Origin of the sequence: Candidatus Avelusimicrobium stercoris (assembly GCF_002437085.1) — a bacterium.
Taxonomy (GTDB): domain Bacteria; phylum Elusimicrobiota; class Elusimicrobia; order Elusimicrobiales; family Elusimicrobiaceae; genus Avelusimicrobium; species Avelusimicrobium stercoris.
The window spans coordinates 49368-75129 of the sequence record NZ_DJOA01000018.1; the positions used below are offsets into that span (position 1 = coordinate 49368).

At 50.6% G+C, this 25762-nt stretch carries 22 protein-coding genes and 2 tRNA genes; 17 read left to right on the forward strand and 7 right to left on the reverse strand.

What is annotated here, in order from left to right:
* Positions 1–21: 21 nt before the first annotated feature.
* On the reverse strand, positions 22–828 hold the full coding sequence (locus B2118_RS03140) for a TatD family hydrolase (protein ID WP_428053258.1): 807 nt from the start codon (positions 826–828) through the stop codon (positions 22–24).
* A 260-nt stretch (positions 829–1088) separates the two neighbouring features.
* Between B2118_RS03140 and hrcA the strand changes: the two genes are divergently transcribed.
* The 5 genes from hrcA (at position 1089) to mtaB (ending at position 6670) form a co-directional block, all read left to right on the forward strand.
* Positions 1089–2186, forward strand: a complete 1098-nt coding sequence (hrcA, locus tag B2118_RS03145) for a heat-inducible transcriptional repressor HrcA (protein WP_428053259.1) — start codon at positions 1089–1091, stop codon at positions 2184–2186.
* A complete protein-coding gene (locus B2118_RS03150) occupies positions 2179–2748 on the forward strand; it encodes a nucleotide exchange factor GrpE (protein WP_428053260.1) in 570 nt (189 codons plus the stop codon). The genes hrcA and B2118_RS03150 overlap by 8 nt, the downstream gene beginning before the upstream one ends.
* Before the next feature lie 58 nt (positions 2749–2806).
* Positions 2807–4684 carry a molecular chaperone DnaK gene (gene dnaK, locus B2118_RS03155; protein WP_428053261.1) on the forward strand — a complete coding sequence of 626 codons (1878 nt, stop codon included), beginning with the start codon at positions 2807–2809 and terminating at the stop codon, positions 4682–4684.
* Positions 4685–4748: 64 nt separating this feature from the next.
* Positions 4749–5444: an RsmE family RNA methyltransferase gene (locus tag B2118_RS03160; RefSeq protein ID WP_428053262.1), complete on the forward strand. Its 696-nt coding sequence runs from the start codon at positions 4749–4751 to the stop codon at positions 5442–5444.
* Entirely contained in the window at positions 5441–6670 is a 1230-nt protein-coding gene (gene mtaB / locus B2118_RS03165; RefSeq protein WP_428053263.1) for a tRNA (N(6)-L-threonylcarbamoyladenosine(37)-C(2))-methylthiotransferase MtaB, read from the forward strand. Before B2118_RS03160 ends, mtaB begins: the two co-directional genes overlap by 4 nt.
* On the opposite strand, the gene B2118_RS03170 is transcribed toward mtaB, so the two are convergent.
* A complete protein-coding gene (locus B2118_RS03170) occupies positions 6627–8060 on the reverse strand; it encodes an MATE family efflux transporter (protein WP_428053264.1) in 1434 nt (477 codons plus the stop codon). The genes mtaB and B2118_RS03170 overlap by 44 nt on opposite strands.
* A gap of 97 nt (positions 8061–8157) precedes the next feature.
* Here B2118_RS03170 and B2118_RS03175 point away from each other — a divergent pair, with 97 nt between their 5' ends.
* From B2118_RS03175 to pth, 5 genes are all read left to right on the forward strand, one after another.
* Entirely contained in the window at positions 8158–9051 is an 894-nt protein-coding gene (locus B2118_RS03175) for a LysR family transcriptional regulator (protein ID WP_428053265.1), read from the forward strand.
* Positions 9052–9181: 130 nt separating this feature from the next.
* Positions 9182–10585: a bifunctional UDP-N-acetylglucosamine diphosphorylase/glucosamine-1-phosphate N-acetyltransferase GlmU gene (gene glmU, locus B2118_RS03180; RefSeq protein ID WP_428053266.1), complete on the forward strand. Its 1404-nt coding sequence runs from the start codon at positions 9182–9184 to the stop codon at positions 10583–10585.
* Positions 10578–11522, forward strand: coding sequence for a ribose-phosphate diphosphokinase (locus B2118_RS03185; RefSeq protein WP_428053267.1), 945 nt, complete (start codon positions 10578–10580; stop codon positions 11520–11522). The genes glmU and B2118_RS03185 overlap by 8 nt, the downstream gene beginning before the upstream one ends.
* A 28-nt stretch (positions 11523–11550) precedes the next feature.
* The gene (locus B2118_RS03190) at positions 11551–12246 is read left to right on the forward strand and encodes a 50S ribosomal protein L25 (RefSeq protein WP_428053268.1); all 696 of its coding nucleotides are present in this window, start codon (positions 11551–11553) and stop codon (positions 12244–12246) included.
* Between the two features lie 3 nt (positions 12247–12249).
* A complete protein-coding gene (gene pth, locus B2118_RS03195) occupies positions 12250–12810 on the forward strand; it encodes an aminoacyl-tRNA hydrolase (protein ID WP_428053269.1) in 561 nt (186 codons plus the stop codon).
* 72 nt (positions 12811–12882) lie between these two features.
* On the opposite strand, the gene B2118_RS03200 is transcribed toward pth, so the two are convergent.
* The 4 genes from B2118_RS03200 to dapA are packed head-to-tail and all read right to left on the reverse strand — an operon-like array spanning position 12883 to position 16740.
* Complete coding sequence (locus B2118_RS03200) at positions 12883–14298, reverse strand: UDP-N-acetylmuramate--L-alanine ligase (RefSeq protein ID WP_428053270.1); 1416 nt, start codon at positions 14296–14298, stop codon at positions 12883–12885.
* Positions 14295–14969, reverse strand: coding sequence for a 4-hydroxy-tetrahydrodipicolinate reductase (locus tag B2118_RS03205; RefSeq protein ID WP_428053271.1), 675 nt, complete (start codon positions 14967–14969; stop codon positions 14295–14297). Before B2118_RS03205 ends, B2118_RS03200 begins: the two co-directional genes overlap by 4 nt.
* Positions 14966–15844 (reverse strand): aspartate-semialdehyde dehydrogenase, encoded by an 879-nt coding sequence (locus B2118_RS03210; RefSeq protein WP_428053272.1) that lies wholly within the window; start codon positions 15842–15844, stop codon positions 14966–14968. Before B2118_RS03210 ends, B2118_RS03205 begins: the two co-directional genes overlap by 4 nt.
* A gap of 8 nt (positions 15845–15852) precedes the next feature.
* Complete coding sequence (gene dapA, locus B2118_RS03215) at positions 15853–16740, reverse strand: 4-hydroxy-tetrahydrodipicolinate synthase (protein WP_428053273.1); 888 nt, start codon at positions 16738–16740, stop codon at positions 15853–15855.
* A 97-nt stretch (positions 16741–16837) separates the two neighbouring features.
* On the opposite strand from dapA, the gene sppA reads away from it, so the two are divergent.
* The 6 genes from sppA to B2118_RS03245 all read left to right on the forward strand — a co-directional run bounded on the left by sppA (position 16838) and on the right by B2118_RS03245 (position 24829).
* Positions 16838–17968, forward strand: a complete 1131-nt coding sequence (gene sppA, locus B2118_RS03220) for a signal peptide peptidase SppA (RefSeq protein ID WP_428053274.1) — start codon at positions 16838–16840, stop codon at positions 17966–17968.
* A gap of 1 nt (position 17969) precedes the next feature.
* A complete protein-coding gene (locus tag B2118_RS03225) occupies positions 17970–18533 on the forward strand; it encodes a hypothetical protein (protein ID WP_428053275.1) in 564 nt (187 codons plus the stop codon).
* 155 nt (positions 18534–18688) lie between these two features.
* On the forward strand, positions 18689–19345 hold the full coding sequence (locus tag B2118_RS03230) for a TetR/AcrR family transcriptional regulator (RefSeq protein ID WP_428053276.1): 657 nt from the start codon (positions 18689–18691) through the stop codon (positions 19343–19345).
* Between the two features lie 5 nt (positions 19346–19350).
* Positions 19351–20727 carry a TolC family protein gene (locus B2118_RS03235; protein WP_428053277.1) on the forward strand — a complete coding sequence of 459 codons (1377 nt, stop codon included), beginning with the start codon at positions 19351–19353 and terminating at the stop codon, positions 20725–20727.
* Positions 20711–21619 carry an efflux RND transporter periplasmic adaptor subunit gene (locus tag B2118_RS03240; protein ID WP_428053278.1) on the forward strand — a complete coding sequence of 303 codons (909 nt, stop codon included), beginning with the start codon at positions 20711–20713 and terminating at the stop codon, positions 21617–21619. Before B2118_RS03235 ends, B2118_RS03240 begins: the two co-directional genes overlap by 17 nt.
* 6 nt (positions 21620–21625) lie before the next feature.
* Positions 21626–24829 carry an efflux RND transporter permease subunit gene (locus B2118_RS03245; protein WP_428053279.1) on the forward strand — a complete coding sequence of 1068 codons (3204 nt, stop codon included), beginning with the start codon at positions 21626–21628 and terminating at the stop codon, positions 24827–24829.
* Between the two features lie 388 nt (positions 24830–25217).
* On the opposite strand, the gene B2118_RS03250 is transcribed toward B2118_RS03245, so the two are convergent.
* Positions 25218–25289: transfer RNA gene (locus tag B2118_RS03250), tRNA-Cys, on the reverse strand.
* Between the two features lie 345 nt (positions 25290–25634).
* Between B2118_RS03250 and B2118_RS03255 the strand changes: the two genes are divergently transcribed.
* Positions 25635–25705, forward strand: a tRNA-Gly gene (locus B2118_RS03255).
* Positions 25706–25762 lie beyond the last annotated feature (57 nt).

Here is a 25762-nt window from a genome sequence, read left to right on the forward strand (position 1 = left end):
CTGTTCCCAAAATATAACAAATTACACCAGCCCATACAAGGCTTTTGTATTGCGGGTGGTAATTTCAGCCAGTTCTTCCAGCGGGATATCCAAATAATCAGCCGTATATTGGGCAATCAGCGGAATGTTGGACGGGTCGTTGCGCTGGCCGCGTTTGCCTTGGGGGGATAAATACGGACAGTCCGTTTCCAAAATGATTTTATCCGCCCCCGCCTTTTTGACGGCCTCGCGGATATGCTCGTTCTTTTTATAGGTAAAGCAGCCGTTAATACCTAATAATAGTCCCATATTAAGCGCTTTTTGGGCTTCCTCATAGCGCGCGCAAAAACAATGTAATACGCCCGGGTGTGCGGTGGACGATTTTTGCTTCCACTCGTGCTTTAAGGCGTAAAAGGCATCCTCGTAGGCAGAATAGTCGTCGCCCTCGCGGCGGACGTGCAATACAAGAGGCTTTTCCGTTTGGTTGGCAAGCCCTAACATCTGCGAGAACATTTTTTGTTGCAGTTCCTTATTAGTAATGTCCAGGCAGGTGTAGTCCAGGCCGATTTCACCCACCGCCACGCAATCTTTGTGCGTAAGCAGTTGGGAGAGAACATCTAAATCGCCGGGGGCGGTTTTTATGGCGTATTCCGGGTGAACCCCCAATACGGCCGGGATAAAGCCCGGGTGCTTTTGGGCCAGGTCCAGCGCGGGCTGCCACTCTTCGGGCGAACAGCCGATTTCCACGCTCATCGCAATTTGCGCGGCGGGGAGTTTGGAAATTAATTCTTCCCGGTCAGGGTCAAAGGCCGGGTCGTTTAAATGGGCGTGTGAATCAATAAATTGCATAGTAATATTGTAACTTTTCTGCCAGATGTCCGTCAGCAACCGCTAAAAATGTAAACTACTAATCCAAAAAAACGCTTGTTAAAATAAACCGAAACTTGGTATTTGTATAGGGAAAACAGTCAAAATAAAAGTTCAAAATTAGCACTCAAAAAATGGGGTTGACAAAAAAGACTTTTTTATCTATAATAATAGCAGAGAGGTTCAAAGAGTGCTAAAATAAAAAACGAAACACACTCCCAGAACCCGGGAAGTTTAAGCGTATGAGAATTTTAAAACCGGAAATTGCCAAAGCGCGTAAAGAAAAGATTTTAAGGTGGGTGGTCCAGCAGTTTGTGGAAACCCGCCGCCCGGTCGGTTCGCAGATGATTGCGGACGGTGCGCTGCAAGATGTATCCAGCGCAACGATTCGTAATATTATGAAGGAACTGGAAGAAGAAGGGTATCTTTACCAGCCGCATACTTCCGGCGGACGTATTCCTACGGATAAAGCCTACCGCTATTATGTGGACTACCTGGCCAGCGTACAGCAAATGGCCGCCCGCGAACGCCAACGCATTGAAGAACAATATGATGAGCGCGTAAACGAAGTGGACAATATGCTGGTGCAGACTTCGCGCCTGTTGGCGATGCTCTCCGGCGCGGCGGGGTTTGTATATACCGCCCACGTGGATGACCAGCGTATCCAGCGGCTTGATTTTATTCCGTTGGCGCCCGGTATGATGTTAGCCGTTTTGGTTACCCAGTCCGGGGCCGTACGCCATTGGCCGGTTCGCACGGCGTATGTAATAGAGCCTGCCCGCTTGCGTGTACTCAGCCGCTTTATCAACGGCGAGATTTCGGGGCGGACCTTGGCCGAGGCGCGCAAGGTGCTTTGGCATCATATCCACAGCGACCACCCGGAAATTGCAGGCGTAGCCGATTTGGCCACGCAGGTATTAAAGGATATGGAACGTCCCCAAACGGGAGCGAACGAGTTGTATGTGGAAGGCATCGGCCGGCTGCTGGAAAACACAACCGAAGACGATTACGAAGATTTGAAGCAAATGATGCGCGTAGTAGAAGAGCGCGAACGTTTTTCCTCGCTGCTTAGCGAGAAAATGACGGATATGGAGAAATCCAAACAAAAATTAAATGTCAGTATCGGCAGCGAGAACGAACTGAAAGAACTTAAAAATTTAAGTATCGTTTCATCCGCCTGCCGCGTGGGAGACAAAACGGTGGGTATGCTGGGCATCATCGGGCCGAAACATATGGAATATACGCGGGTGATGTCGTTGGTAAACTTTATTGGCAGTTTGTTGGAAACATCTATGAAGAGTTGGACAGCATTGCCCTCCGGGGAAGAAAATTATGAGTAAGCACGAAAAACATAGTGAACACGAACACGCTGAAATAAAAAAAGAAGTTCCGCAGCAAGAGCAGCCTTGTAGCGCCGAAGCCGCGCAGGAAACTCCTGCCGCAGAACAAAAGCCTGACTATTATGACAGATATGTGCGTTTAAGCGCAGATTTTGAAAACTTCCGCAAACGCACCGAGCGCGAAAAGGCTTCCTTCTTGGCATATGGTAAAAAGGAATTTGCCGAGAAGTTGCTCCCTTCGTACGAAGTGTTGTTGCGCCAGTTAGTGGAGATGGACAAAAAGGAAGAAGAAGGTCAAATGTCCGCCGAACTAAAAGCCGTTAAAACGGGCCTGAAAATGGTGTTTGGCGAAATGGAAAAAGCATTTAAGGCCGAAGGCATTGAGCATATGGATGTGCTTGATAAACCTTACGACCCCGCCACACAGGAAGTAGTGGCGATGATTCCTTCCTCCGGGGACCAAGACGGTCTCGTGTTGCAGGAAGTACAAATGGGCTTTACGATGGACGGCAAAGTCCTGCGCCCGGCGCGGGTGATTGTCGGCCAGCACGCGGAAGATTAATCCGCCGGTCCGTTTGAAAACAATTTAATTAATAAACTTTGTAAGGAGAAACACATATATGGCTAAGATTATTGGTATTGACTTGGGTACTTCTAACACCGCCGCTGCGGTAATGGAAGGTGGCAGAGGTACGATTATTCCGTCTGCCGAAGGCAGTTCTATCGGCGGTAAAGCGTTTCCGTCTTATGTAGCGTTTACGAAGGACGGCCAGCGCCTCGTGGGTGAACCCGCCCGCCGCCAGGCCATCGCCAACCCGGATGGCACCGTAACCGCGTTCAAACGCAAAATGGGTGAAAACTATAAATATAATTTGCACGGTCAGGAATTTACGCCGCAACAGTTGTCCGCATTTGTATTGCAGAAAGTTAAAAAAGACGCCGAAGCCTTCTTGGGCGAACCTGTGGAAAAGGCCGTCATCACGGTACCTGCGTACTTTAACGATAACCAACGTCAGGCCACCAAAGATGCGGGCCGCATCGCGGGCTTGGATGTAGTGCGCCTCGTAAACGAACCGACGGCTGCCGCCTTGGCCTTTGGTATTGATAAGGCCGGTAAAGAACAAAAAGTAATGGTGTTTGACTTGGGCGGCGGTACCTTGGATGTAACCATTATGGAAATGGGTAAAGAAGGCACGTTTGACGTACTCGCTACCTCTGGTGATACGCACTTGGGCGGTACGGATATGGATAACGCGGTTATTAAGTGGATGGAAGACGAATTCCGCAAACAAACGGGTATTGATTTGTCCAAAGACATCCAAGCGCAACAACGCTTGAAAGACGCGGCCGAAAAAGCCAAGATTGAATTGTCCACCACTATGGAAACGGACATCAACTTGCCTTACATCTCCGCCGATGCAACCGGCCCCAAACACCTCGCTTTGACGCTCTCCCGCGCTAAACTGGAAAGTTTGGTGGACGACATTGTAAAACGCTGCGGTAAGTCTGTGGAACAGGCTTTGAGCGACGCCAAATTGACCGCCTCTCAAATTGACCGCATCATTTTGGTCGGTGGTCCGACCCGTATGCCGATTGTGCAAAAATATGTGGAAGACTTGGTCGGCAAAAAGATTGAACGCGGCATTGACCCGATGGAATGCGTGGCAATCGGTGCGGCTGTACAGGCCGGTATTTTGACGGGCGACGTGAAAGACGTCCTCTTGTTGGATGTTACGCCCTTGTCCTTGGGTTTGGAAACCTTGGGTGGCGTATGCACTCGCTTGATTGAACGCAACACTACGATCCCGGTGCGCAAGACGCAGATCTTCTCTACCGCCAGCGACAACCAGCCGGCTGTAACCATTAACGTCTTGCAGGGTGAACGCCCGATGGCCAAAGACAACGTACCGCTGGGCAAATTTGACTTGGACGGTATTCCGCCAGCTCCTCGTGGCGTGCCTCAGATTGAAGTTACGTTTGATATTGATGCCAACGGTATCTTGAACGTATCCGCCAAAGACTTGGGCACCAACAAGGAACAGCATATTACCATCAGTTCGCCGAACAAACTCAGCGATGCCGAAGTGGAAAAATTCGTCAAGGATGCGGAGAAATTCGCCGACGAAGATAAAAAGCACAAAGAAGTCATTGAAGCCAAAAACCAAGGCGACAGCGTGCTCTATCAGACCGAAAAGGCCTTGAAGGAATACGGTGATAAAGTGTCCCAGGAAGACCGCTTGGCCATTGACCGCGCTTTAAATGACTTGCGCGATGCCTTGAAGGGCGAAGATGCCGCCAAAATGAAAGCGGCCACCGATGCGGCCTTGCAAGTCAGCCAGAAACTCGGCGAAGCGATGTACAAATCGCAGCAGGCTAACGCCGGTGCCCAGGCCCAACAGGCCGGAGCCCAAGCGGGCGCCAATGCCGGTGCGCAAGCCGGTGCCGCCAACAACGGCGGGAAAGACGACGTAGTAGAAGCGGAAGTCGTTGATAAATAATCTAGCAGTATAACCGCTTAAAAGGGGAACCCGAAAGGTTCCCCTTTTTTTGTAAAATATCCCTATGCCGCAGTATTTTGCCGATATCAAAGAAACCGAATTTTTTTTAACCGACGCCGAAGCACACCACGCGTCCGCCGTCGCCCGTCATAAAGAGGGCGACGAAATCCGCGTTTTTGACGGAACGGGCAAGCAGTTTATGGCCCGCATAGACCGCGTACAAAAAAAGTTTATCCGCGGAACGCTGTTAAAACCGTGTGAGGTCCGCCGCGTGCCCTTGGAACTGGAACTTTGCTTCGCGCCCAATTCCCGCACGGGCTTGGAGGAAGTGTTGGATAAAGGCACGCAATTAGGCGTAGCCGCCTTCCGCCCGATTATGACGGAGCGCAGTGAGTACGACGTGCTCAAAAAGTGGGACGGTAAAAACGACCGCTGGCACCAAATTATGATTGCCGCCTGTAAACAATGCGACACTCCCTTTGTTCCCGAAATTCTGCCGCCCGTTAAGTTCCCGGCGGCCTTGGTGCAGGAAATTCCTTCTTTAATTGCTTACGAGGCCGAGGAAACGCATACCCTGCAATGGGGGCTTGAAAAATTGGGCAACCCCAAGCGCTTGCGTGTGTTTGTGGGGCCTGCTGGCGGGTGGACGGACGAGGAAATCGTCGTAGCCGCCCAATACAATGTGCTCCCGGTTACGCTGGGGGTAAATATCTTGCGCGCAGAAACGGCCTGCATTGCGGTGGCCGCTAAACTTTTATGACCACTTTTTTTATTAAAACCTTTGGCTGCCGCGTAAACCAAGTGGAAAGCCAAGCCATTTTGGAGCAGTTTTTAAACTCCGGTGCTACCCCCGCGGACTCCTTTGAAACCGCCGATATTTGCGTGCTCAATACCTGCACGGTTACACACCAGGCTGATAAGGATGTGGAAAAACAAATCCGCCAAATCTTGCGCCGCAACCCGCATACACGCCTTGTGCTGACGGGGTGCTATGCCGCCGCGCACGCGGACGAAGTGCATAAGAACTTCCCGCAGGCGGAAATTGTGGGCAAGTATGACTTGGGCAAGGTTTTGTTCCATACGGACGATGTGTGCTGGACGGTTTCCGGCCACGAGGGCCACAGCCGCGCGTTTATCAAAATCCAAGACGGGTGCGACTGCTTTTGTTCCTATTGTATTGTGCCGTATGCCCGCCCCGTAAAACGCTCAAAACCCTTAAACGATGTGCTCAAAGAAATTGACGCTTTGGAAAAGAAGGGCTTTGCCGAGGTGGTTTTGACGGGTATTAACATTGGCAATTACAAATGCCCGCAAACAGGGGCCGATTTGGCTGAACTCTGCCGACAGATTGCCCAAATGAAGGGCCATTTCCGCGTGCGGTTTTCGTCCATTGAACTCCAAACGGTTACGGACGGCGTGATAGAAATGATGCACGAATATCCCTCCCGCTTTTGCAATTATTTCCACTTGCCTTTGCAGGCCGGGTGCGATAAGGTGCTAAAAGATATGAACCGCCATTACGACACCGCCGCCTATGCGGCCAAGGTGCAGGAGTTGCGCTCCCGCGTGCCGCAAATGGGCATTTTTGCAGATGTTATAGCCGGATATCCCACCGAAACGGAAGCGGATTTTGAAGCCACTTACGCCTTTATTAAACAGGTAAAGTTGGCGGGGCTCCACGTTTTTAGTTATTCCCCGCGCCCGGGCACGCCCGCGGCGGCCTTAAAGCAACTGCCGCACGAGGAAATCAAGCGCCGCGCGGAGGCCTTGCGCGCGCTGGATAAAGAATTGCGCGCCAACTTTGCCGCCTCTTTGGTGGGCACGGAGCAAGAAGTGTTTGTGGAGGAGCATAAGGACGGCCGCCCGCACGGCATTACGTCCAATTTTCAGCCTGTCGTGCTGGAAACGTCAACCCCCGTCCACGGCCTTGTGCGCGTGCAAATCACCCGCGCCGAAGGCCCGCTGTGCGTTGCAAAAGTCCTTTGAAAGCGTAAAAAATAGGTGGTAATAACGGCCCGGTAATTTGTTTTGCCGGGCTGTTTTTTACTGCGAGGCGCATTGCAAACCACGCATACAGCGCCATTAGGATCATCCCCAGCACAAAGGATATCGGGTAGAGCCACAGCACGCCATCCAACGAGTGGAACAGCGGCACGGCCCAATGTATCCAGCCAATGCGGAACAGACAAAGCGAAAACAGCAAAATCAGCATTGGGGCCACGGCCTTGCCTATGCCGCACAGGGCTCCCGCCAAAATTTGCATTATCCCTACCATAAAATAAATAGTGCAAATGTATTTTAGGGCCAATATGCCATAGGCCAAGGCTTCTTCATCTGTGGTAAAAATGCGGATAATCGGGCGCGCAAACCCGATGAGTACGGCTGAGGCAGTTAAGCAATACAGCATCCCCAAACACAACGTGATTTTTATGCCCTTTTTGATGCGGAGCGTTTGCCCGGCCCCGTAATTTTGCCCGGCAAAGGCGGAAACCGCCAGCGCCAAACTTAATACGGGCAAAATGTTAAACCCGTCAATCTTCATATACGCGCCAAAGCCCGCCACCGCGGCGACGCCAAAACCGTTGACCGCCGTTTGCACAAACACATTGGAGAGTGAAATTAAAGTGTTTTGCAACCCCGTGGGCAGGCCGATGCGTACAATATCTGCCATTGTTCCCTTGTGGAGGTGCCAAAGCGACCATTGGAAGCGGTAGTCTTCTTTTGTTCCCAGTAAAAAACGGAAGACTAACAGGCAGGTCAAGGCTTGGCTGATATCTGTGGCAAAGGCCGCCCCGGCAACCCCAAAATGAAGCCCTAATATAAATAGCAAGTCTAAAACGATATTTACGGCCGCTGCCACGGCTAAATACAGAAGCGGACGTACGGAATCGCCTACCGCCATTAAAATCCCGGCGGCCATATTGTATAGTACACTGAACACAAGCCCGCCCGAATAAATACGCAGGTAGAAGGTGGAATCAGACATAATTTCCAAGGGGGTGTTCATCCAAGATAAGATACGCGGACTAAAAAATATTCCCGTTACCGTCAGCATTGTTCCCAAAAAAGCCGATAGTCCTAAGGCCGTGTGTACCGTTTCTTGCAGGGCTTTTTTATTCTGCGCCCCGGCTTTTTGCGCCACTACTACCCCTGCCCCGGCGGCAATGCCCATACTAAACGCAATTAGAAAATTGATTAAAAAGGTCCCCGCCCCTACGGCGGCCAACGCGTTTTTTCCCAGCGCATTGCCCACGATGACGGAATCCGCCACATTGTAGAGTTGTTGGAGCAGGTTCCCCGCCAAAAGCGGTAGCGAAAAAAGGATAAGTTCCTTCCAAATATTACCCCTGGTCATTAAAATTTTGTGTGTTTTCATACTTATATTGTAGGGCTTTTGAAATATATATGTCCAATACTTATATTAAATGGATTATTATATGCTAAAATTATGGTAATGCCAGAAGGGGGCTTTTATGGACATACAAGATTTGCGCTATTTTTTGGCTGTCAGCCGAGAGGAAAACATTACCCGCGCCGCGGAAGCCGCGCATATTTCCCAGCCCGCGCTATCTAGGCGGTTAATGGATTTGGAACAGGAGTTAGGGCAACAGTTACTGGTAAGGGGCAAGCGGAAGATTACGCTTACGGAACGCGGGGGTTTGTTACGCAAACGGGCGGAGGAAATTTTAGCCTTAGTGGAAAAAGCCGGGAGGGAAGTATCCTCCTCGGCGGAGCAACTTGCCGGGGAACTGGCGGTAGGTGGCGGAGCGTCGGCACAAGTGGCCGGAGCGGCTGCCCGGTTGGCCCGGCAGTATCCGGGTGTTAGTCTGTATTTTTTCAGCGGGAGCGCCGAGGACGTGTTGGAGCGGGTAGAGCACGGTGTACTGGATTTTGGCGTACTGATAGAACCGCCGGACCCGCTCCGTTATGAAAGCCTTGTGCTTCCCGGGCAGAATTATTGGGGCGTGCTGATGCGGGGGGATAACCCCTTGGCGCAGAAAAAAGTTATCCGCCCGGATGACCTTGCCCAAGTTCGCTTGATTATGCACCAGCGGGCTTCCTTGCGTGAACGCTTGGCCGCGTGGTTGGGCAAACCCGTTAAAGATTTACAAATTACCGCTTCCTATAACTTAATATACGGCAACGCTATGTCGCTCGTAAAAAAAGGTCTGGGTTGTGCTCTCACGCTCAATGCCCAAGTGGAGCAAAACGGCTTATGCTTTGTGCCGTTGGCGCCTGCGCTGCCGGTGGTGTATTATTTGGTGTGGAAGCGGGGACGCGTGATGAGCCGGCTATCTGGGAAATTTTTAACACTTTTGAAAGAGGCGGTCCCGGCCAGTAACGGCCCCGCAAAAATGGTAAAATAAAGTAATGCCCGGGCCTAAGGCAGGATTATATTAAAATACCGCGCTTGGACTGGTGGCTGGATTTTGATATAATATATATATAATTTGTTTTTAAACAAGTTAGATTCTTTTTAGGCAAGAGTTAAACAAAATGGTAGCCAAAAAAAATCTGTGTGTACTCATCTTGGCGGCCGGAAAGGGCACCCGGATGAAATCTCCTCTTCCCAAACCGCTTCACCTGGTTTGCGGAATCCCGATACTTGCACATATTTTAAAGGCGGCCCAGGAATTGGGTCCTGCCGCTATTGGTATTGTGGTCGGCCACGGGGCCGATGAAGTGGTTGCCGCCGTTAAGGCCGGGCTTACCGAGTGGGGCATTACCGCCCCGGTGGTGTTTATCCCGCAAACGGATTTATCCGGCTCCGCTTCCGCTGTAAAAGCCGCCGTACCTCTCTTGCAAAAATTTGAAACCGTAATGGTGTTAAACGGCGATACGCCGCTCTTAAAAGCCAAAACGCTTGCCCATATGGCCGATGTATTTGAAGGCGGCGAAATGGGCGCCTTGGTTTTGGGCGTAAATGTGCCGAACCCCACGGGGTACGGGCGCATTATCCGCGCGGAGGATGCCTCCTTTGAAAAAATCGTAGAGGAAGCCGACGCGGACGCAGACACCAAGAAGATTACCGAAATTAACAGCGGTATGTATGTTTTTAATTCCAAGGCCCTGCAAGCCGCGCTTATCCAATTAACGCCCCAAGGGCCGAAGCAGGAATACTATTTAACCGACACCTTGGCCTTGATTAAAGCGATGCAAAAGCCCGTTTTAGTGTTTGCCGGGACGGATTACCGCGAAGCGCTTGGCGTAAACAGCAAGGCGCAACTGGCCGAAGCCGAACAGATTATGCGCGACCGCGTCGCCCAAGAATTAATGGACGAAGGCGTAACGCTGGGCCGCCCGCACGAGGTATTTATTGACCCGGGCGTAAAAATCGGCGTGGATACGTTCATTTGCCCCGGCTGCTATATTTGCGGCAAAACGGTTATCGGCAAAAACTGCACGATTGAGGGAAACGTATATATTAAAGATTCCGTCATCGGCGACAACGTAACCCTGAAAATGGGAACGTATATTGAAGAGTCCGAAGTGGCCGAATCCTGCCAGTTGGGGCCGTACGCCCACTTGCGCCCGAAATCTGTTTTAAAGAAGGGCGCGAAGGTCGGAAATTTTTCGGAAATTAAAAAATCTGTCATTGGGGAAGGTTCCAAGGTCAACCATTTAAGTTACATCGGCGATACCCAAATGGGCGCGGGTGTGAACATCGGTGCGGGAACCATTACCTGCAATTACGATGGTAAAAATAAACATCAAACCGTCATCGGGGACCACGCTTTTGTGGGCTCCAACGTGAATTTTGTGGCGCCGGTAACGGTGCACGAATATACAAAAATCGGCGCGGGTTCAACCATAACCAAAGAGGTTCCGGCGGAATCCTTGGCTATTGCCCGCTCGCGCCAGGTTGTTCTAGAAAACAAAGGTATCAAAAAAAATGACTAAAAGCGTAAACGGCGATTTGAGAATCTTCTCCGGCAATTCCAACATTGCCCTAGCCCAAAAGATTTGCAATCACCTGAATATGGAGATGGGAAAGTTGCGCGTGGAACGTTTCGCCGACGGCGAAATTGACGTGCAGATTTTGGAAAGCGTGCGCGCGCACGACTGCTATATTATTCAGCCCACCTGCCCGCCCGTCAACGAAAATTTGATGGAACTCCTCATTATGATTGACGCGTTCAAGCGCGCCAGCGCGGGGAAAATTACCGCGGTAATCCCGTACTTCGGTTATGCCCGCGCGGACCGCAAGGCCTCGCCGCGTGTGCCGATTACGGCCAAACTGGCTTCTAACTTAATTACCAAGGCCGGGGCGGACCGCATTATGACGGTGGATTTGCACGCAGGCCAAATTCAGGGGTTCTTTGATATCCCGGTGGACCACCTGCGCGCCCGCAAAGTATTTTTGGATTATTTTAAAGATTTTGATAAAAAAGATATCGTGGTTATCTCCCCCGATGTGGGCGGCGTGGAACGCGCCCGCAAGTTTGCGGCCCGTATGGACGCGGGGTTGGTAATTATTGATAAACGCCGCCCGAAACCGAACGAAGCCGTGGTGTACAACGTCATCGGCGATGTGAAGGACAAAGTGGCGATTATTTTTGATGATATCGTGGATACGGCCGGCACGCTGACCACCGTAGCCCAAAAAATCAAAGAACGCGGCGCGCGTGAAATTTACGCCGTCTGCACGCACGGGTTGCTCTCCCGCAACGCTATGGAAAAGATTAACAAGTCCGATATCAAAAAGTTAATCATTTCCGACTCGTTGCCTATCCGCGACCTGGGCCCGAAAGTGGACGTATTGTCCGTTTCGTACTTGCTGGCGGACGCCATTAAACGCAACCACGATGGCCGCTCTATCAGCGATATGTTTAACTAAAATTTTGTAAATACTTTGGAGGAAACAAATGGAAAAAGTAAATATTGCTGCCGAATCCCGCGAAGGTATCGGCGTTAAAGGGGCTCTTTCTAAAATCAGAGCCGAAAAGAAAGTACCGGCCGTAATCTACGGCGGTCATAAAGAACCTGTTAGCGTAACCGTAACCGTAAAAGATTTGGATAAAATCGTAAAAGCCGGTAAAAACACGCTGGTGGAAATCGCCTTGGGCAAAGAAAACGAACTTGCCTTGGTGAAGGAAATCCAATACCACGCCGTAACCGACAACCCGATTCACGCCGATTTTCAGCGCGTTAGTATGAAGGACAAAATGGACGTTATCGTTCCGCTCAAACTGGAAGGTACGCCCGCCGATGTGGCCAACTATGGCGCTATCATTGAACACATTATGCGCGAAATTGAAGTCCGCGCTTTGGTAAGCGCTATCCCGCACGAAATCGTGCTTGATATTACGCCGATGACCATCAACAAAGGTATTGTTGCGGGCGAAGTGAAATTGCCGGAAGGCGTTGAACTCTTGACCGATCCGGAAGCCCCAGTCGTGCACTTGATGATTCCGAAAGAAGAAGAAGCCCCTGCTCCTGTGGCGGCCGATGCCGCTGCTGCGCAGCCGGAAAGTTCTTCTACCAAGGGCAAAAAGGACGAAGAAGGCAACCTCACCAAGAACGCTGCCGCCGCCCCTGCCAAGGACGCCGCGAAGAAATAACCTATGCAATACCTCCTGGCTGGGCTGGGCAACCCTGGAACCCAATACGAGCATACGCGGCACAACGCCGGATTTATGGTGTTGGACCACGCCGCACGCCAATGGGGCGCCGAGTGGAAAGCCTGGCAGAATCTGGGAGTGTATGCCAAGGTCTCCGTGGCCGGGTGCGAGGTCTTTCTCCTCAAACCATCCACTTATATGAACGAATCGGGTCGGGCTGTATCCAGCCTGGCCCGGTTCTACAAAATTCCGCCGCAAAATTGCCTGGTCTGCTTTGACGATGTATCGCTAAATGTGGGCAAGTTGCGTATCCGCAAAAACGGTTCTGCGGGCGGACAGAAGGGTATGAAGAGCGTTATTGAGCAGTTGGGCACGCAGGATATTGCCCGGCTGCGTGTGGGCATTGGGCCGAAGCCCGAAAAGTTTGATTTGGCCAATTTTGTGCTGTCTAATTTCCCCAAGGCGGATGCCCCCTTGTTGGAAGAAGCGTTAAACCACGCGGTGGAAGCGCTGGAAATATTTTTTAAAGACGGTATAGAAAAAGCGATGAACCGCTTTAATTAAATTAGATTTGTTTAGATAAAACCGCCCCGGAGCAGTTTTTACTCTGGGGCGGCTTTTCATATTGCGGCAAGGTTATTTGGTGTATGCCATACAGCAGTTGCCCAGCATACAGGTTTTGCACGAGGCCGCCGGCTGGCGTTCCTTTAAAGAGGCCAACAACTTGTGGGCAAAGTCCGTCAAGGTGGGGTCTCGTGCCCCTAACACCAGTAAAATATCGCCCGGTTGGGCCGCGCCGGCCATTTCTTGCAAAATGCGTTCGCGGCAGTCGTCGTAACTTACATTGGTGCCGCGCGCCTTCAAGCCCTCAAAAATCGTCCGGCAGGAAACGCCCTGTGGCACGGTTCCGCCCGGGTAATACACCTCGGTCAGCCACAGGTGGTCGCTGGGGCCGATGTGATTAGCGAAACTATCCACAAAGTCCGCCGCCAGCATTTTGATAGAGGTGAATGCGTGGGGCTGGTAAAAGGCCAAGACGCGTTTGCCGCGCAGGTGCGCCGCTTCAATGGTGGCGGCTAATTTGTGCGGGTTGTGGGCGAAATCGTCCACCACCTCAATTTTGTTGTAACTGCCTACGCTTGCAAAGCGGCGGGCAATCCCGGCGAATTTGTTTAACGCCTTGGCGCAGGTGTCCAAATCTACGCCCATTTGCAGGGCCGCGGCCACTGCGGCGGTGGCGTTGCATACATTGTGCACGCCCGGAATATGCAGACGGAAGGGTTGTCCTTGAATTACAAAGTCAGAGCCGAAGCCGTCGGCCTTGATTTCGCTCGGGTGCACATCCCCCATAGAAAGCCCGAAGGTCTTCGCTTGCGGGGCCAGCACGCGCAGGTTTTCTTCCTCGGCGTTAATGATCGCGGTTTTACAATGGGAGATAAACTCCTTAAAATATCCCTGTAAAATGTTTATTTCCTTGTGGTCCTTTTGCAAATTAAGGCACAGGCCCAAATGAGGATGGTATTTAACGATAGAACCGTCGCTTTCGTCGGCCTCAATAATTAAAATATCGCTCTCGCCCTTATATACGTTGCCGAAGACGCCCTGTTCCTTTTGCAAGGACAAAATGGATGCCCCCGTAATGACGGACGGGCTTAACCCCGCAAAGGCCAAAATATCATAGACCATAGCGGTAGTGGTGCTTTTGCCGCTGGTGCCGGAGACGGCAATCGTGCGGTGTTCGGCCACGTGCTTGGCAAGCAGTTCCGAGCGGTGCATCGTGGGGATGCCCAAGGCCTTGGCCTTGATAAGTTCGGGGTTGGTGTCTTCAATAGCCGAGGATAAAATAACCAAATCGGTTTTGTGGTCAATGCCGCTTCCGTCCTGCGGGAAGAGTTGGATGCCCAACTTTTTAAGATATCCCCACAGGGCCATATCGGTATAACCTTTGCTGATTAAACGGTCGGACCCGGTTACTTGGTCCTTGCCCATTGCGTGCAGTTGCGCTAAGGCGCTCATCCCTACGCCGCCAATACCTACGAAGTGAATTTTCATTTGCGTTTTTCCTTCAATTTAAATTTTGCATAGTCCGACATTGTGTAAAACCCGCTCTCGCGCTTCATTAGCCACAGGGCAACCTGTATAGCAGATTCTGCGAATAAGTCTCGGTTTTTGGCCGTGTGCGTGAGCGTAATTTCATCAAAAGGGGAAACAAACTTAGCCGTGTGCGTGCCGACTGTTTCGCCAATCCGTTCATAGGTAACGGCGGAATAGGGCAGGCCGATTGCGTCGGCCAAGGTTTTTGCGGTGCCGCTGGGGGCATCGTTTTTGTGGATATGGTGGATTTCGTGCAGGGCGGCCGCATACTGCGGGAACATTTTGCCCGCCAGACGCACCAGTTCCGTAAAGAAATACACGCTTAAACTGACGTTTGGCGCGTAAAAAACAGGTATTTTTTCCTCTGCCTGCATTTGGAACAAAAAGGTTTCCGGCAAGTTGGTAGTGCCCGTTAAAAAGGGGCGGCGGTGCTTATGCGCAATTGTAAAGGCTTCCTGCGCACCTTGCGGGGTAGAAAAGTCAATTACAATATCAAAATCGCCAATTACCTTTTGCCCGCTTTCGCGCTTGACGGATACGGTGAGCCCCCATTGGGGGTTGGCTTCAATCAGGCGGGCAATGGCCTTGCCCATTTTGCCGTCCGCTCCGTTTAATAAAACTTTCTTCATACAAAACGCTCCAATAATAGTTCTGCAATTTGGCGGCCGTTCATTGCGGCCCCTTTTAATAAATTGTCAAAGGTTACAAAATAGTGAATTACGTTGGGCTCCTCTACATCTTGGCGCAGACGGCAAATGTAGGTGGTTTCCTGGCCGCTGGCTTCCTTGGGCGTAATGACGCCTTCGCTGTATTTTAAATTAGGAAATGCGTTCCACAATTTTTTTACTTGGGCGAGGTTAAAGGGTTCCTGGGCCTTTACGGTAACGCCCAGCGAGTGGGAATTTTCTACGGACGCGCGCACCGTGTGGCAATACACCTTTAAGGCGGGCAAGCCCAAAATCTTGCGCGATTCATATAAGCCCTTTAACTCCTCGGATGTGTGTCCGTTCGGCTGGACAGAGCCGATAAGCGGCACGCAGTTGTTGGCGTAATACGAGCCCGGGGTGTGGAAATCGTCCAACAGTTTTTTGCCCCCGCCGCTAATGGCCTGATAGGAGCAAAAAAAGACTTCCTCAAAATGATAGAACGGTTTAAGCGGGGCCAAACTCATCACCAGCCCGGTGGTTGTACAGTTGGGACTGGCTATTAAGCGGGTGTCAGCCGTAATGTCCTGCGGGTTAATCTCTGGGATGAGAAGCGGCACGCCCGGCGTCATACGGAACTCGGACGACATATCTACCGTATATTTCACGCGGTCCTTGATTTTGGGGGCCAGTTCTTTGCTAACAGGGTTATCCGTACACAAAATGGCAATATCCAGGGGCGTGATTTCGTCCGCGCGCCCAAAGGTTTTAATTTCAATGGGGGTTTTAATCTTTTTAAGTTCGGCGAGCATCTTCTGCCCGACCATCCCGTTAATGCCGATAATTCCAACGGTCTTCATAAAAATCCTTATTTAATAAATAAATTTTTGTCCGCCGTTTGCAACAAACGGTCTATTTTTTGCTTGTTTTCGGCGGAAACTTCCCCCAGCGGCAAGCGTACCGCTTCCGTGCCGAACCCGATTTTGGAAAGCATATACTTTACGCAAGTGGGGTTCGTTTCCAAATAGCAGACCTTTATAAGCGGATAAAGTTGCGCAAACAAGGCAAAGGCTTCTTTGGGCTGACCCGCCTGAAAGCGGTTGTAAATTTGCACAAAGGCGGGTGCGAACACATTGGCCGCCGCGCTGATAATGCCCGCGGCGTTAAGCGCCAAATACTGCGGAAATAAATCGTCGTTGCCGCAGAGGTAACTTAATTTGCCGCTGTATTTAACGGCGGTATCGGTAACGTGCGCCATATCATAGTCGGATTCCTTTACGCCCACAATTTGCGGCACTTCGCTAAGTAATCTGTCCAAGGTGGCGGCGGAGAGTTTTAACCCCGTCCGGCCCGGGATGTGATATAAGATAATAGGCGCGCCCAAGGCGCCCACTTGCTTGTAGTGGGCAATCAGGCCGCTGGGGTTGGGTTTATTGTAATACGGTGTAACCACTAGCACGCCGTCGGGCTCAAACGCAAGCGCCTCGCGGGTATTTTGCAAAGTGGAAGCGGTATTATTGGTGCCCGTGCCGATAATAATTTTGGCGCGGCCCTTTATGCGCGGAGTGCAAAAGCGTAAGATTTCGGCCTTTTCGGTGGCTGACAATGTAGCGGCTTCGGCCGTGGTGCCCAGCAATACAAATCCGGCTACTTGGGCATCTAGTTGCGCCTGAATTAAACGCTCTAAAACGGGATAATCCACTTGCCCCTGGTTATTGAAGGGGGTGGCAAGTGCGGTGTAAACTCCGGTAAACATAACGCCTCCTAATCTATTCCCCGCGCGGGAAGAACTGCCCATATTTTAGCAATTTAATTTGTATAATTAAGTAACAATTTTAATAAAAGGATATTTTATGCCAGAAAACGATAAAGCAAACCAAACTAATACGGATATCAGCCTGCCCAAAGAAGAGTGGGAAAAGAAGTTATTGGAAAACGAAAAAACGGCCTTAACGGAGTTTCCGCTCCCGCAAGAGCCGAACGAAAAAAAGCCCGCGGATAAACACGCGGTGCACGGCATTTGGGCGGTGTTGTTGCTCGCCGTTTTTGCCGTTTCTGCGGTGTGCGGGGTATATTTAACGGTTAAACCCGTGGCCAAATGCGCACCTGCCAAAGCGGCGGAAAAAGAGGAAGGAACCTCTAAATTAGCGGCGGCCTTTTCGCGCGCCAAAGGGGAAAAGGGCATTGCCTGGATTAAGGTCCGCGGCGTGATTGCGCAGGACAATAATTCCTCTGCGTTTTCCCGCCCGTCCGGCGCGTCGTCTATCGCTAAAAAAATCCGCGAGGCCGGGCAGGACGACAACGTCCAAGCCATTGTACTGGATATCAATTCCCCCGGCGGCACGGTGGCTTCCGTACAGAACATTTACAGCGAAATTTTAAAGGCCAAAGAGAAAAAGAAAGTCGTAGCCCTGTTCCGCGATGTGGCGGCCAGCGGCGGTTTTTATATTGCTATGGCGGCGGACAAAATCGTGGCGGAACCCGGCACGATTACGGGCTCCGTGGGCGTGATTATGCAAACGAGCAACGTAGAAGGCTTGTTTGACAAAATCGGCGTAAAGGTTACCCCGATTACCTCGGGCAAATACAAGGATATGGGTTCCTCCTTCCGCCCGATGAGCGACGCCGAAAAAGCCATTTTGCAGGATATGGTAAACGATACCTATACGCAGTTTTTTGCGGCGGTAAAAGCGGGCCGCCCCAATGTAAAACCCGAGGATTTAACCGAATACACCGACGGACGCGTCTTTACGGGTCAGCGGGCGTATAATTTGGGCTTTGTGGATAAATTGGGCGGCGAAGAAGACGCCCGGTTGCTGGCGGGTGAATTGGCCGGTATCAAAGACCCCAAGGTCATTACGTCCCGCCCGGACGGACTGCGTGAACTTATTTTCTCATTTGGCTCGTCTATGGAAAACCAAACGCTTGCCAAACAGTTGCAAACGCTGGCTACGCCGAGCGTGTCCTACTTGTGGGTGAACTAATATGAACTTGCTTAAATCTTATTTTAAGTATATGGACGACCCGTCCGGCGCCATTACCCAACTGGCCGAGGAACGCTCGCTTTCCCGTGCGTGTATGGGCTACTTTGCGGCTACGCTGGGGTGGGTGCTGTTCTTTAACATTGGCGACGGTATCAGCCCGGTAGTCTTGCTGTTAAAGTTACTCGTGGTATTTATTGCGGAACTGACAGCGGGCTATTTTATCGCTTCCCTGTGCGGGCTGTTTTTGGATTTTAAACATATCAAATCCTCGCCTGCCGGGTTGTTTGTGCTGATTGGCTCCGCCGGATTTATCAAGGGCTTACTGGTGGCGTTTGCGCTTATTTCCGCGGCTGTGCCCGGTGCCGGGCTTGGCCTGTTGGCTCCGTTTGCGCTGCTCTTGGTATTGGGCCTGCAACTGGGGTATTTAACGCGCTCCTTAATGCGCCTGTGCGGCCTTAATGCGGGCAAAGCCTTAACGGCTTGGCTGTTTGCCTTTGTGCCCGTGTTGGTGGCGGTGGGACTGCTGACTGTGTTTTTTGTGTGGGGGATTGCCCTGCTGTTTTAAAAGAGGCTTATTCCTATACCGGGCCCCGGTTTTGCCGGGGCTCTTTTGTTTTATATGCAATAATTTAGGCGGCAAGTGCGTTTACATATGTACAGGGATTAGCAATATTTGGTAAAATATTACCGACCGGTAAGTAAAATTATTTGAATAATCCTATGAAAAAACAAGAGACCGAAAAAACAGATAAATCCGAACGGGAAAACCGTATGCGTGCGGCCATTAAGCAGGCGGCGTTCCACCTGATGGCGGAAAAGGGTTTAGACAAAGTGTCTATGCGCGAAATTGCCGAAAAGGTAAACGTAACCAAGCCTGTGCTTTATTATTACTTTAAAAATAAAGAAGATTTGTGCCGCAGTATTATTGAGGACCACGAGCAACTGTTCAGCAAACTGTTGGACCGCGTGTCCGAACACGCCAGCGGCCCGGCGGAAATATTGAACGAAGGGTTAAAATCCCACTTGGATTTTTTTGCCAAGGACCCGGTTCACTCCAAATTTGTCTTACAGATGATTTCTTATACCTTGGATGTGGACCCGAAGCAACTTCCTACTAAGGAAAAGCCTTGCGTACAGGATATGCTGGCGGAAACCTTAACGCGGGAAGAGAAAAAAGGCAAACTCCCGGCCGGCAGCGTGGCGGATATTGTCCGCTTGGTGTCGGGCATTTCGGCGGAGATTATGTTCAGCGCGTATTTAACGCAGCACATCAATCCCGCCGCCTACCGCGGGGGCGCCTTCAACCAGCAAACCGTAGAACGGTTGGTAAAAATCATTTTACTTGGTATTCAAGCATACTATAAGGAAACAAAATAAAACATATGAAAAAATGGGTAATACTCGCGCTTATGGCAGCATATGCGCCTGCGTGCCTGGGGGCTGCCCCGGGCAAAGCGGCAAACAGTTTGTTTGCCGAACGTGAAGAGGTAGGGGGGGAGAAAATCACCATTTCCGACGCAATTCGGATGGCGCTCTCGGACAGTTACCAAATCATTGATGCGCAAAAGACGAAGGAAATCTACGAAAAGCAACTCTCGCAGTCGCGTTCGGATTACTACCCGTCTTTGTCGTTGGATGCTTCGTATAGCCGCGCTCTTAAAAAGGGCAAGATTATTATGGGCTCCCAAAGCATTGAAATCGGCCAGAATAACACCTATCAGGCTGGGCTGAACGCCTCTTATGTATTGTGGGCGGGCGGACAAATCCGCAACTCGGTCAATTTGGCCAAAGTGGGTGCGGAGCAGGGGCTTTTTAACTTGCGCCACGTGCAGGATACCGTTACCAAGCAGGTGGTGGTTTTTTGCTACGACATTATTTATGCCGCCGCTTTAATCCGCGTGCAAGAGGAATATTTGGATATTGCCAAACAGCACTTGGACGAAGCCCAGGCCAAATACAAGCAGGGCCTTGCCAGCAGTTTGGACGTGCTGACCCAAAAGGTAAAGGTGGAAAACATTGAACCTACGGTTTTGCAGGCCAAAAAGAACTTTGAACTGGGCAACCTGTATTTGCGCCAAATTCTAAACCGCGACCCGGAAGACCGCATTTATTTAACCTGGACGCAAAAGGATTTAGAGTTGCCGCAAACGCCGTCCTTGGATGAGTTATACAATATGGCGATGGAAAAACGCCCGGAATTAAAACTCTCCAAATTGGCTGTGGACGCGGCGCATTACAATATTAAAATTGCGCGTGCGGGCCATATGCCGGTGCTGGCGTTAAATGGCAACTATACCTATAACGGCGTAACCGACAACGGTTTCCCGCAGCACAAGCAAGATTATTATTGGTCCAGTTCCGCGGGTGTAACGCTGAGCGTACCGCTGTTTGAAGGGTTTAAAGTATCCTCGCAAGTGGCGCAAAAGGAACTCGCCTACGAGCAGGCAGTAGCGGCGTACCAAAACAAAATGAAGAACGTGCGCATCCAAGTCAAAGAAGCGTGGCTGAATTTGGAAGAAGCCCGCTCCCGCATTGAGGCCACCAAGGGCGTAGTGGAACAGGCCCGGGAAAACTTGAACTCGCAAATGAAGCGTTACCGCGCAGGCCTTACGAGCCAGTTGGAAGTAAATGACGCTATTTCCAACGTAAACGATTCCGACTTGCAATATGTGCAGGCCGTGTATGACGGGGCGATTGCCCTTTCCGATTTGAAATTCGCCGTAGGTGTAGAGGTAAATTTGTATGAAAAGAAGAACTAAAAGAAGAATTATATGGGGGGTAGTGGCCCTGGCTTTTATTTTGGCCTTGGTGGTCATTTTTAAACCCAAAACGTCCGGTCCGTTAGACGGCGTGGCCAAGGATGTTTTCTTGGTGAAACAAGAAACCGTGCAAAAACGCACTTTGAAACACGAACTGTTAATGTCCGGCAGCATCAAGGCGTTGGAAGAAGCGACGCTCTTTCCGCGTGTAAACGGCAAATTGCTTAAAAACGTCTTGCGCGAAGGCGACTCGGTCAAAAAGAACCAGACCGTTTCTTTAATTGAGCGCGACGAAGTAGGCGCCGTGTATGAGCCGGTGGTCGTGCCGTCCACTATTACGGGCGTAGTCGGCCGCGTGTATTTGGACCCGGGTGCAAACGTAACGGTTTCTACGCCGATTGCCTTGGTGGTAAACCAGGAAAAAGTGCGCGTAGCGGTGGATATCCCGGAACGCTACATTGGCGAAATTTACAAGGGCCAGCCCGCCACCTTGCGCGTGGACGCGTTGCCCGGCAAAGAATTTGAAGCCAAACTGACGATTATCAGCCCGGTGGTGGACTCCACCAGCCGCGCGGTAGCCGTGGAATTTTACGCCGATAACACCAAAGGTTTGTTGAAGTCGGGTATGTTTGCCAAGGTGGATATTACGTTGTCCGAAAAAGCGAACGCTGTTTCCGTTTCCAAACAGAGCGTTTACACGGATGAAGAAACGAACGAAACGTATGTGTTTGTTCCGTCCGCAGACGGCAAAACCGCCGTACGCAGAAACGTAAAGACGGGCTTTATCAACAGCAACCACTTGGAAGTGAGCGAAGGCCTTTCCGTGGGTGAGCAGGTGCTTACGTTTACCTATGGTTTGAAAGACGGCAGCAAAATTGAATTGGAAAAATAATTAAGTATGGCTGAAAATAACAACAATTTACAAGCGTCCCAAACGCTGGAAAAGGAGAAAATGAAGAAGGGCGGCTTTACCGCCGTCTTCATCCGTCGCCCGGTAGCCACTATTATGATGTGCTTGGCTATTGTGGTCATCGGGTTAATGTCCTATTCCAGTATGGGCGTGGGTATGTTCCCGAACGTGGACGTGCCGTATGTGTTGGTGCAGACCACCTTGGCCGGCGCCAGCCCGGAAGAAATTGAAACTTCCGTTACCAAGATTATTGAAGAATCCGTCAACCAGGTGGAAGGGATTGATGAAATCAAATCCCAGAGTATGGAAGGCGCCTCCTTGGTAAGCATTAAGTTCTTAATGGATAAAGACGGCGACGTAGCCGCCCAGGAAGTGCGCGATAAAGTGGAACTCATTAAAAACGACCTTCCGGACGGCACCGAAGCCCCCGTGGTGCAAAAGTTGGATATGGACTCCATCGCCGTATTAAACGTGGTGGTGTCCGGCGACCGCGACATTGTAGAACTGACGGAAATTGCCAAAAAGAAGGTAAAAGAAAACATTGAAAACATCCGCGGCGTAGGGGCCGTGAACATTGTAGGGGGCCGCGAACGCGAAATCCATATCACGGTCAACCCGCTCAAACTGTTTTCTTTGAACTTGCCCATTAGCGACGTTTCCGCCGCGTTGGCTGACCAGAACGTAGAAATCCCGGGCGGCCGTGTGGAACAGCAGCACCAGGAATTTACGCTGCGTATTTTGGGCCGTATCCCGGATGTGCCGTCCTTCAACGATATTTTTATTGCCAACCGCAACGGCGCTTCTATTAAAATTGCCGATATCGGCTATGCCGAAGACTCCGGCGAATACGAACGCGAATCCACGTTCTTAAACAAACGCCGTGCCGTAACGCTGGAAATCACCAAGCAGTCCGGCACCAACACCTTGGCTGTTGTGCAGGGTGTAAAAGATAAGTTGGAAAAAATTAAACCCACGCTTCCCTCTGATATTTCCATTTCCTTAATGATGGACCAGTCGGGCAATATCCGTGCCTCTGTGCACAGCGTGTTGGAACACATTATTCTGGGTGGTATTTTAGCCGGTATTATGGTGTTCTTCTTTATGGGCTCTTTGCGCTCTACGTTCATTTCGTTCCTAGCTATGCCGATTTCCATTATCGGTTCGTTCATCTTTATGAATATGGCCGGGTTTACGATTGATACGATGACGCTTTTGGGCTTGCTGGTAGCCGTAGGTATCGTAATTGACGACGCTATCGTAATGTTGGAAAACATCTTCCGCCATATGGAAAAGTACGGCAAAAGCCCGAAAGTGGCGGCTATTGACGGTTCGCACGAAATCACCTCTACCGTAGTGGCGACGACGCTGTCTATTTTGGTAATCTTCCTGCCTTTGGCGTATATGGACGGTATCGTAGGCCGTGTGGTAAGCAGTTACGGTATGACGGTGGTGTTCGCTATCGCGCTCTCCGGTGTGGTGGCCTTGACGCTGACGCCTATGCTCTGCGCCAAGATGTTAAAGCAGGAAAGGAAAACTAAACTGGATAACTTTGTTGACGGCGTCAATAAAAAATTGGTGGATTGGTATATCCCGCTTTTGGATTGGTCTATCCACCACCGCAAAATTATGGTTTCCTTGGCGTGCTTGTGCTTGGTGTTGTTGGTGCCGATGTTGGCGCGCGTAGGCGGGGAATTTATGCCTACGGACGACAGCGGTAAAGTACAGGTCAGCATTGAAGCCCCGGTGGGCACCAGTTACACCGATACGCAAGATATCTTAAAGCAGATTGAAAAGGATATCCGCCGCTTGCCGCACATCAAAGACACCTTGGTGGCGGCCGGTGTGTCTTCCAGCAGTTTCGTGTCCTCTAACCCTTCCAACAAAGGGTATATCCGCGTGGAATTGGACGGGCGCACAGAACGCGGCGGCGTAACGACCAAAGAATATTTGAACGCTATCCGCGAAATGATGAAGAAATACAAAGGGTTAAAGAGCAACTCTTATGTAGTCAGCGAAACGCCGTCCTCCGGCTCGTACGAATTGGAATTCGTTATTTCCGGCCCGGATATCAATAAGTTAAGCGAATACAGCCAGGCAATGGTACAGCAATTATCCAAGGACCCGCGCTTTATTGACGTGGATACTTCGCTGGACTTGTCCAAGCCGGAATACCGCGTAGTCATCAACCGCGAAAAAGCGCAGAACTTGGGCGTTAAGATTTCGTCCATTGCGTCCGCTTTACGCACAATGGTAGGCGGCGAAGACGACATCACCAAATACAAGGAAGGCGACGACTTGTATGACGTGCGCGTCCGCGTGGCCGAGGAATACCGCGACACCAAGGAAGCCATTTCCGCTTTGATGGTGCCCGGCAAAATCAACGGACAGGATACGATTCAGCGTTTGGACAGCGTGGCCTATATTGAAGAAGGTACCGGCCCCAGCCAAATTGACCGCCAGAACCGCCAGCGTCAGGTAACCGTGCAGGCCAACTTGAACGGCATTGATACGCGCTCCGCCTTGGCGATTATGAACGATATCTTCCACCGTCTGAACGCAGGCGCGGAATATTCGGGCGGCGTAACGGGTATGTCCGAAGAAATGACCAAGATGTTCTCCTCGTTCTTGCTCGCGTTCGTCTTGGCGTTCTTCTTTAAATATATGATTTTGGCCGCGCAGTTTGAAAGTTATACGCACCCGGTGGCGATTATTGTTTCCTTGCCGCTTACGCTGCCGTTTGCGGTGCTGTCCTTGTTCTTAACGGGGCAGTCGCTTAACTTGTACAGTTTGTTGGGTATCTTTATGTTAATCGGCGTAGTCAGTAAGAACGCTATTTTACAGACCGATTACACCAACCAACTGCGTGCCCGCGGCTATGGCCGTACGGACGCTATCTTGCAGGCCAACCGCGTGCGCTTGCGCCCTATCTTGATGACGACGCTCACCTTGATTATGGGTGTGGCCCCGATGATCTTCTCCAACGGCGAAGGCGCCGACCAGCGCCGCAGTTTGGCGATTGTTATCGTGGGCGGGCAGGCGCTCTCGCTGCTTGTTACGCTATTGATGACCCCGGTTACCTATATTTTAATGGACGAACTGGGCGATTGGTTCAACTATACTTTTAAGGGGATTCCTTATCCGGAAGATAAGAGCAAAACGGAAATTTTGCCCGAAGTGCCGGAAGAAGATTAATCCTTACAGGAAAACAGCCAACCCCCGCTTACCAACCCTAAGCGGGGGCTTTCTTATGGTAGTGATTAATGTTATTTAAACCGATAATTTGGGCTGTTGTTGAGCGGGTCTTGCCCGTTTATAAAAGGCGTATAAGGCGGAGGAGTATTTTTACTTGTTTGAGCCTGTTAAGGCGAGTTGTAAAAATACCCGCCGTTACTGCCTTTTATGGGCGTTGACCCGCTGGTCTTTTTGGTTCTTTTTCTCCCACGAGAAAAAGAAGAGAAGAATTTTTGCTTACTTTTTGTCGGCACAAAAAGTAAGGATAAAAAGAAGTTAATTTTTTAGAAAACTATTTTTTGGCAAAAAATAACCCTGCGTTATCTTTAAACGCAGGGTTCAAATCGTAAGGTGCGGGCGGGAATCGAACCCGCGAATATGAGTTTTGCAGACTCACGCCTTACCACTTGGCCACCGCACCGTAACATCTAAATCGGTAAGACCTAATTATTATAGCAAAAAATTTCAAATTTAGGAAATAAAAATAAAAAAGTATAAAATTGGGCCTTGATTTTTTACGCTTTTCCGCTATACTAGCCATATGGGAGTGCCACTATCGCCCGTTTTTGGGTACGCCTCTTGTAGGGGACAAGGCCTCCCTCCATTTTTAGCCCGGCCCGAGCGGCCGGGTTTTTCTATTGCTAAATATATTTCTTTTTTGTATAATAAAACAAAGGCTCCCGACTGGGGGCCGTTTTTCGCGGGGTTTTTGACTAAAACCCTTTTGTAATTGTATATTTTTTGATATAATAAAGTAATGCCTTGCGCGGGCGTAGTTCAATGGTAGAACACTAGCCTTCCAAGCTTGATACGTGGGTTCGATTCCCATCGCCCGCTTGGCAAGGATAAAAAGCCTGTAAAGGCCAGCATAAAATGCTGGGGTAGCTCAGTCGG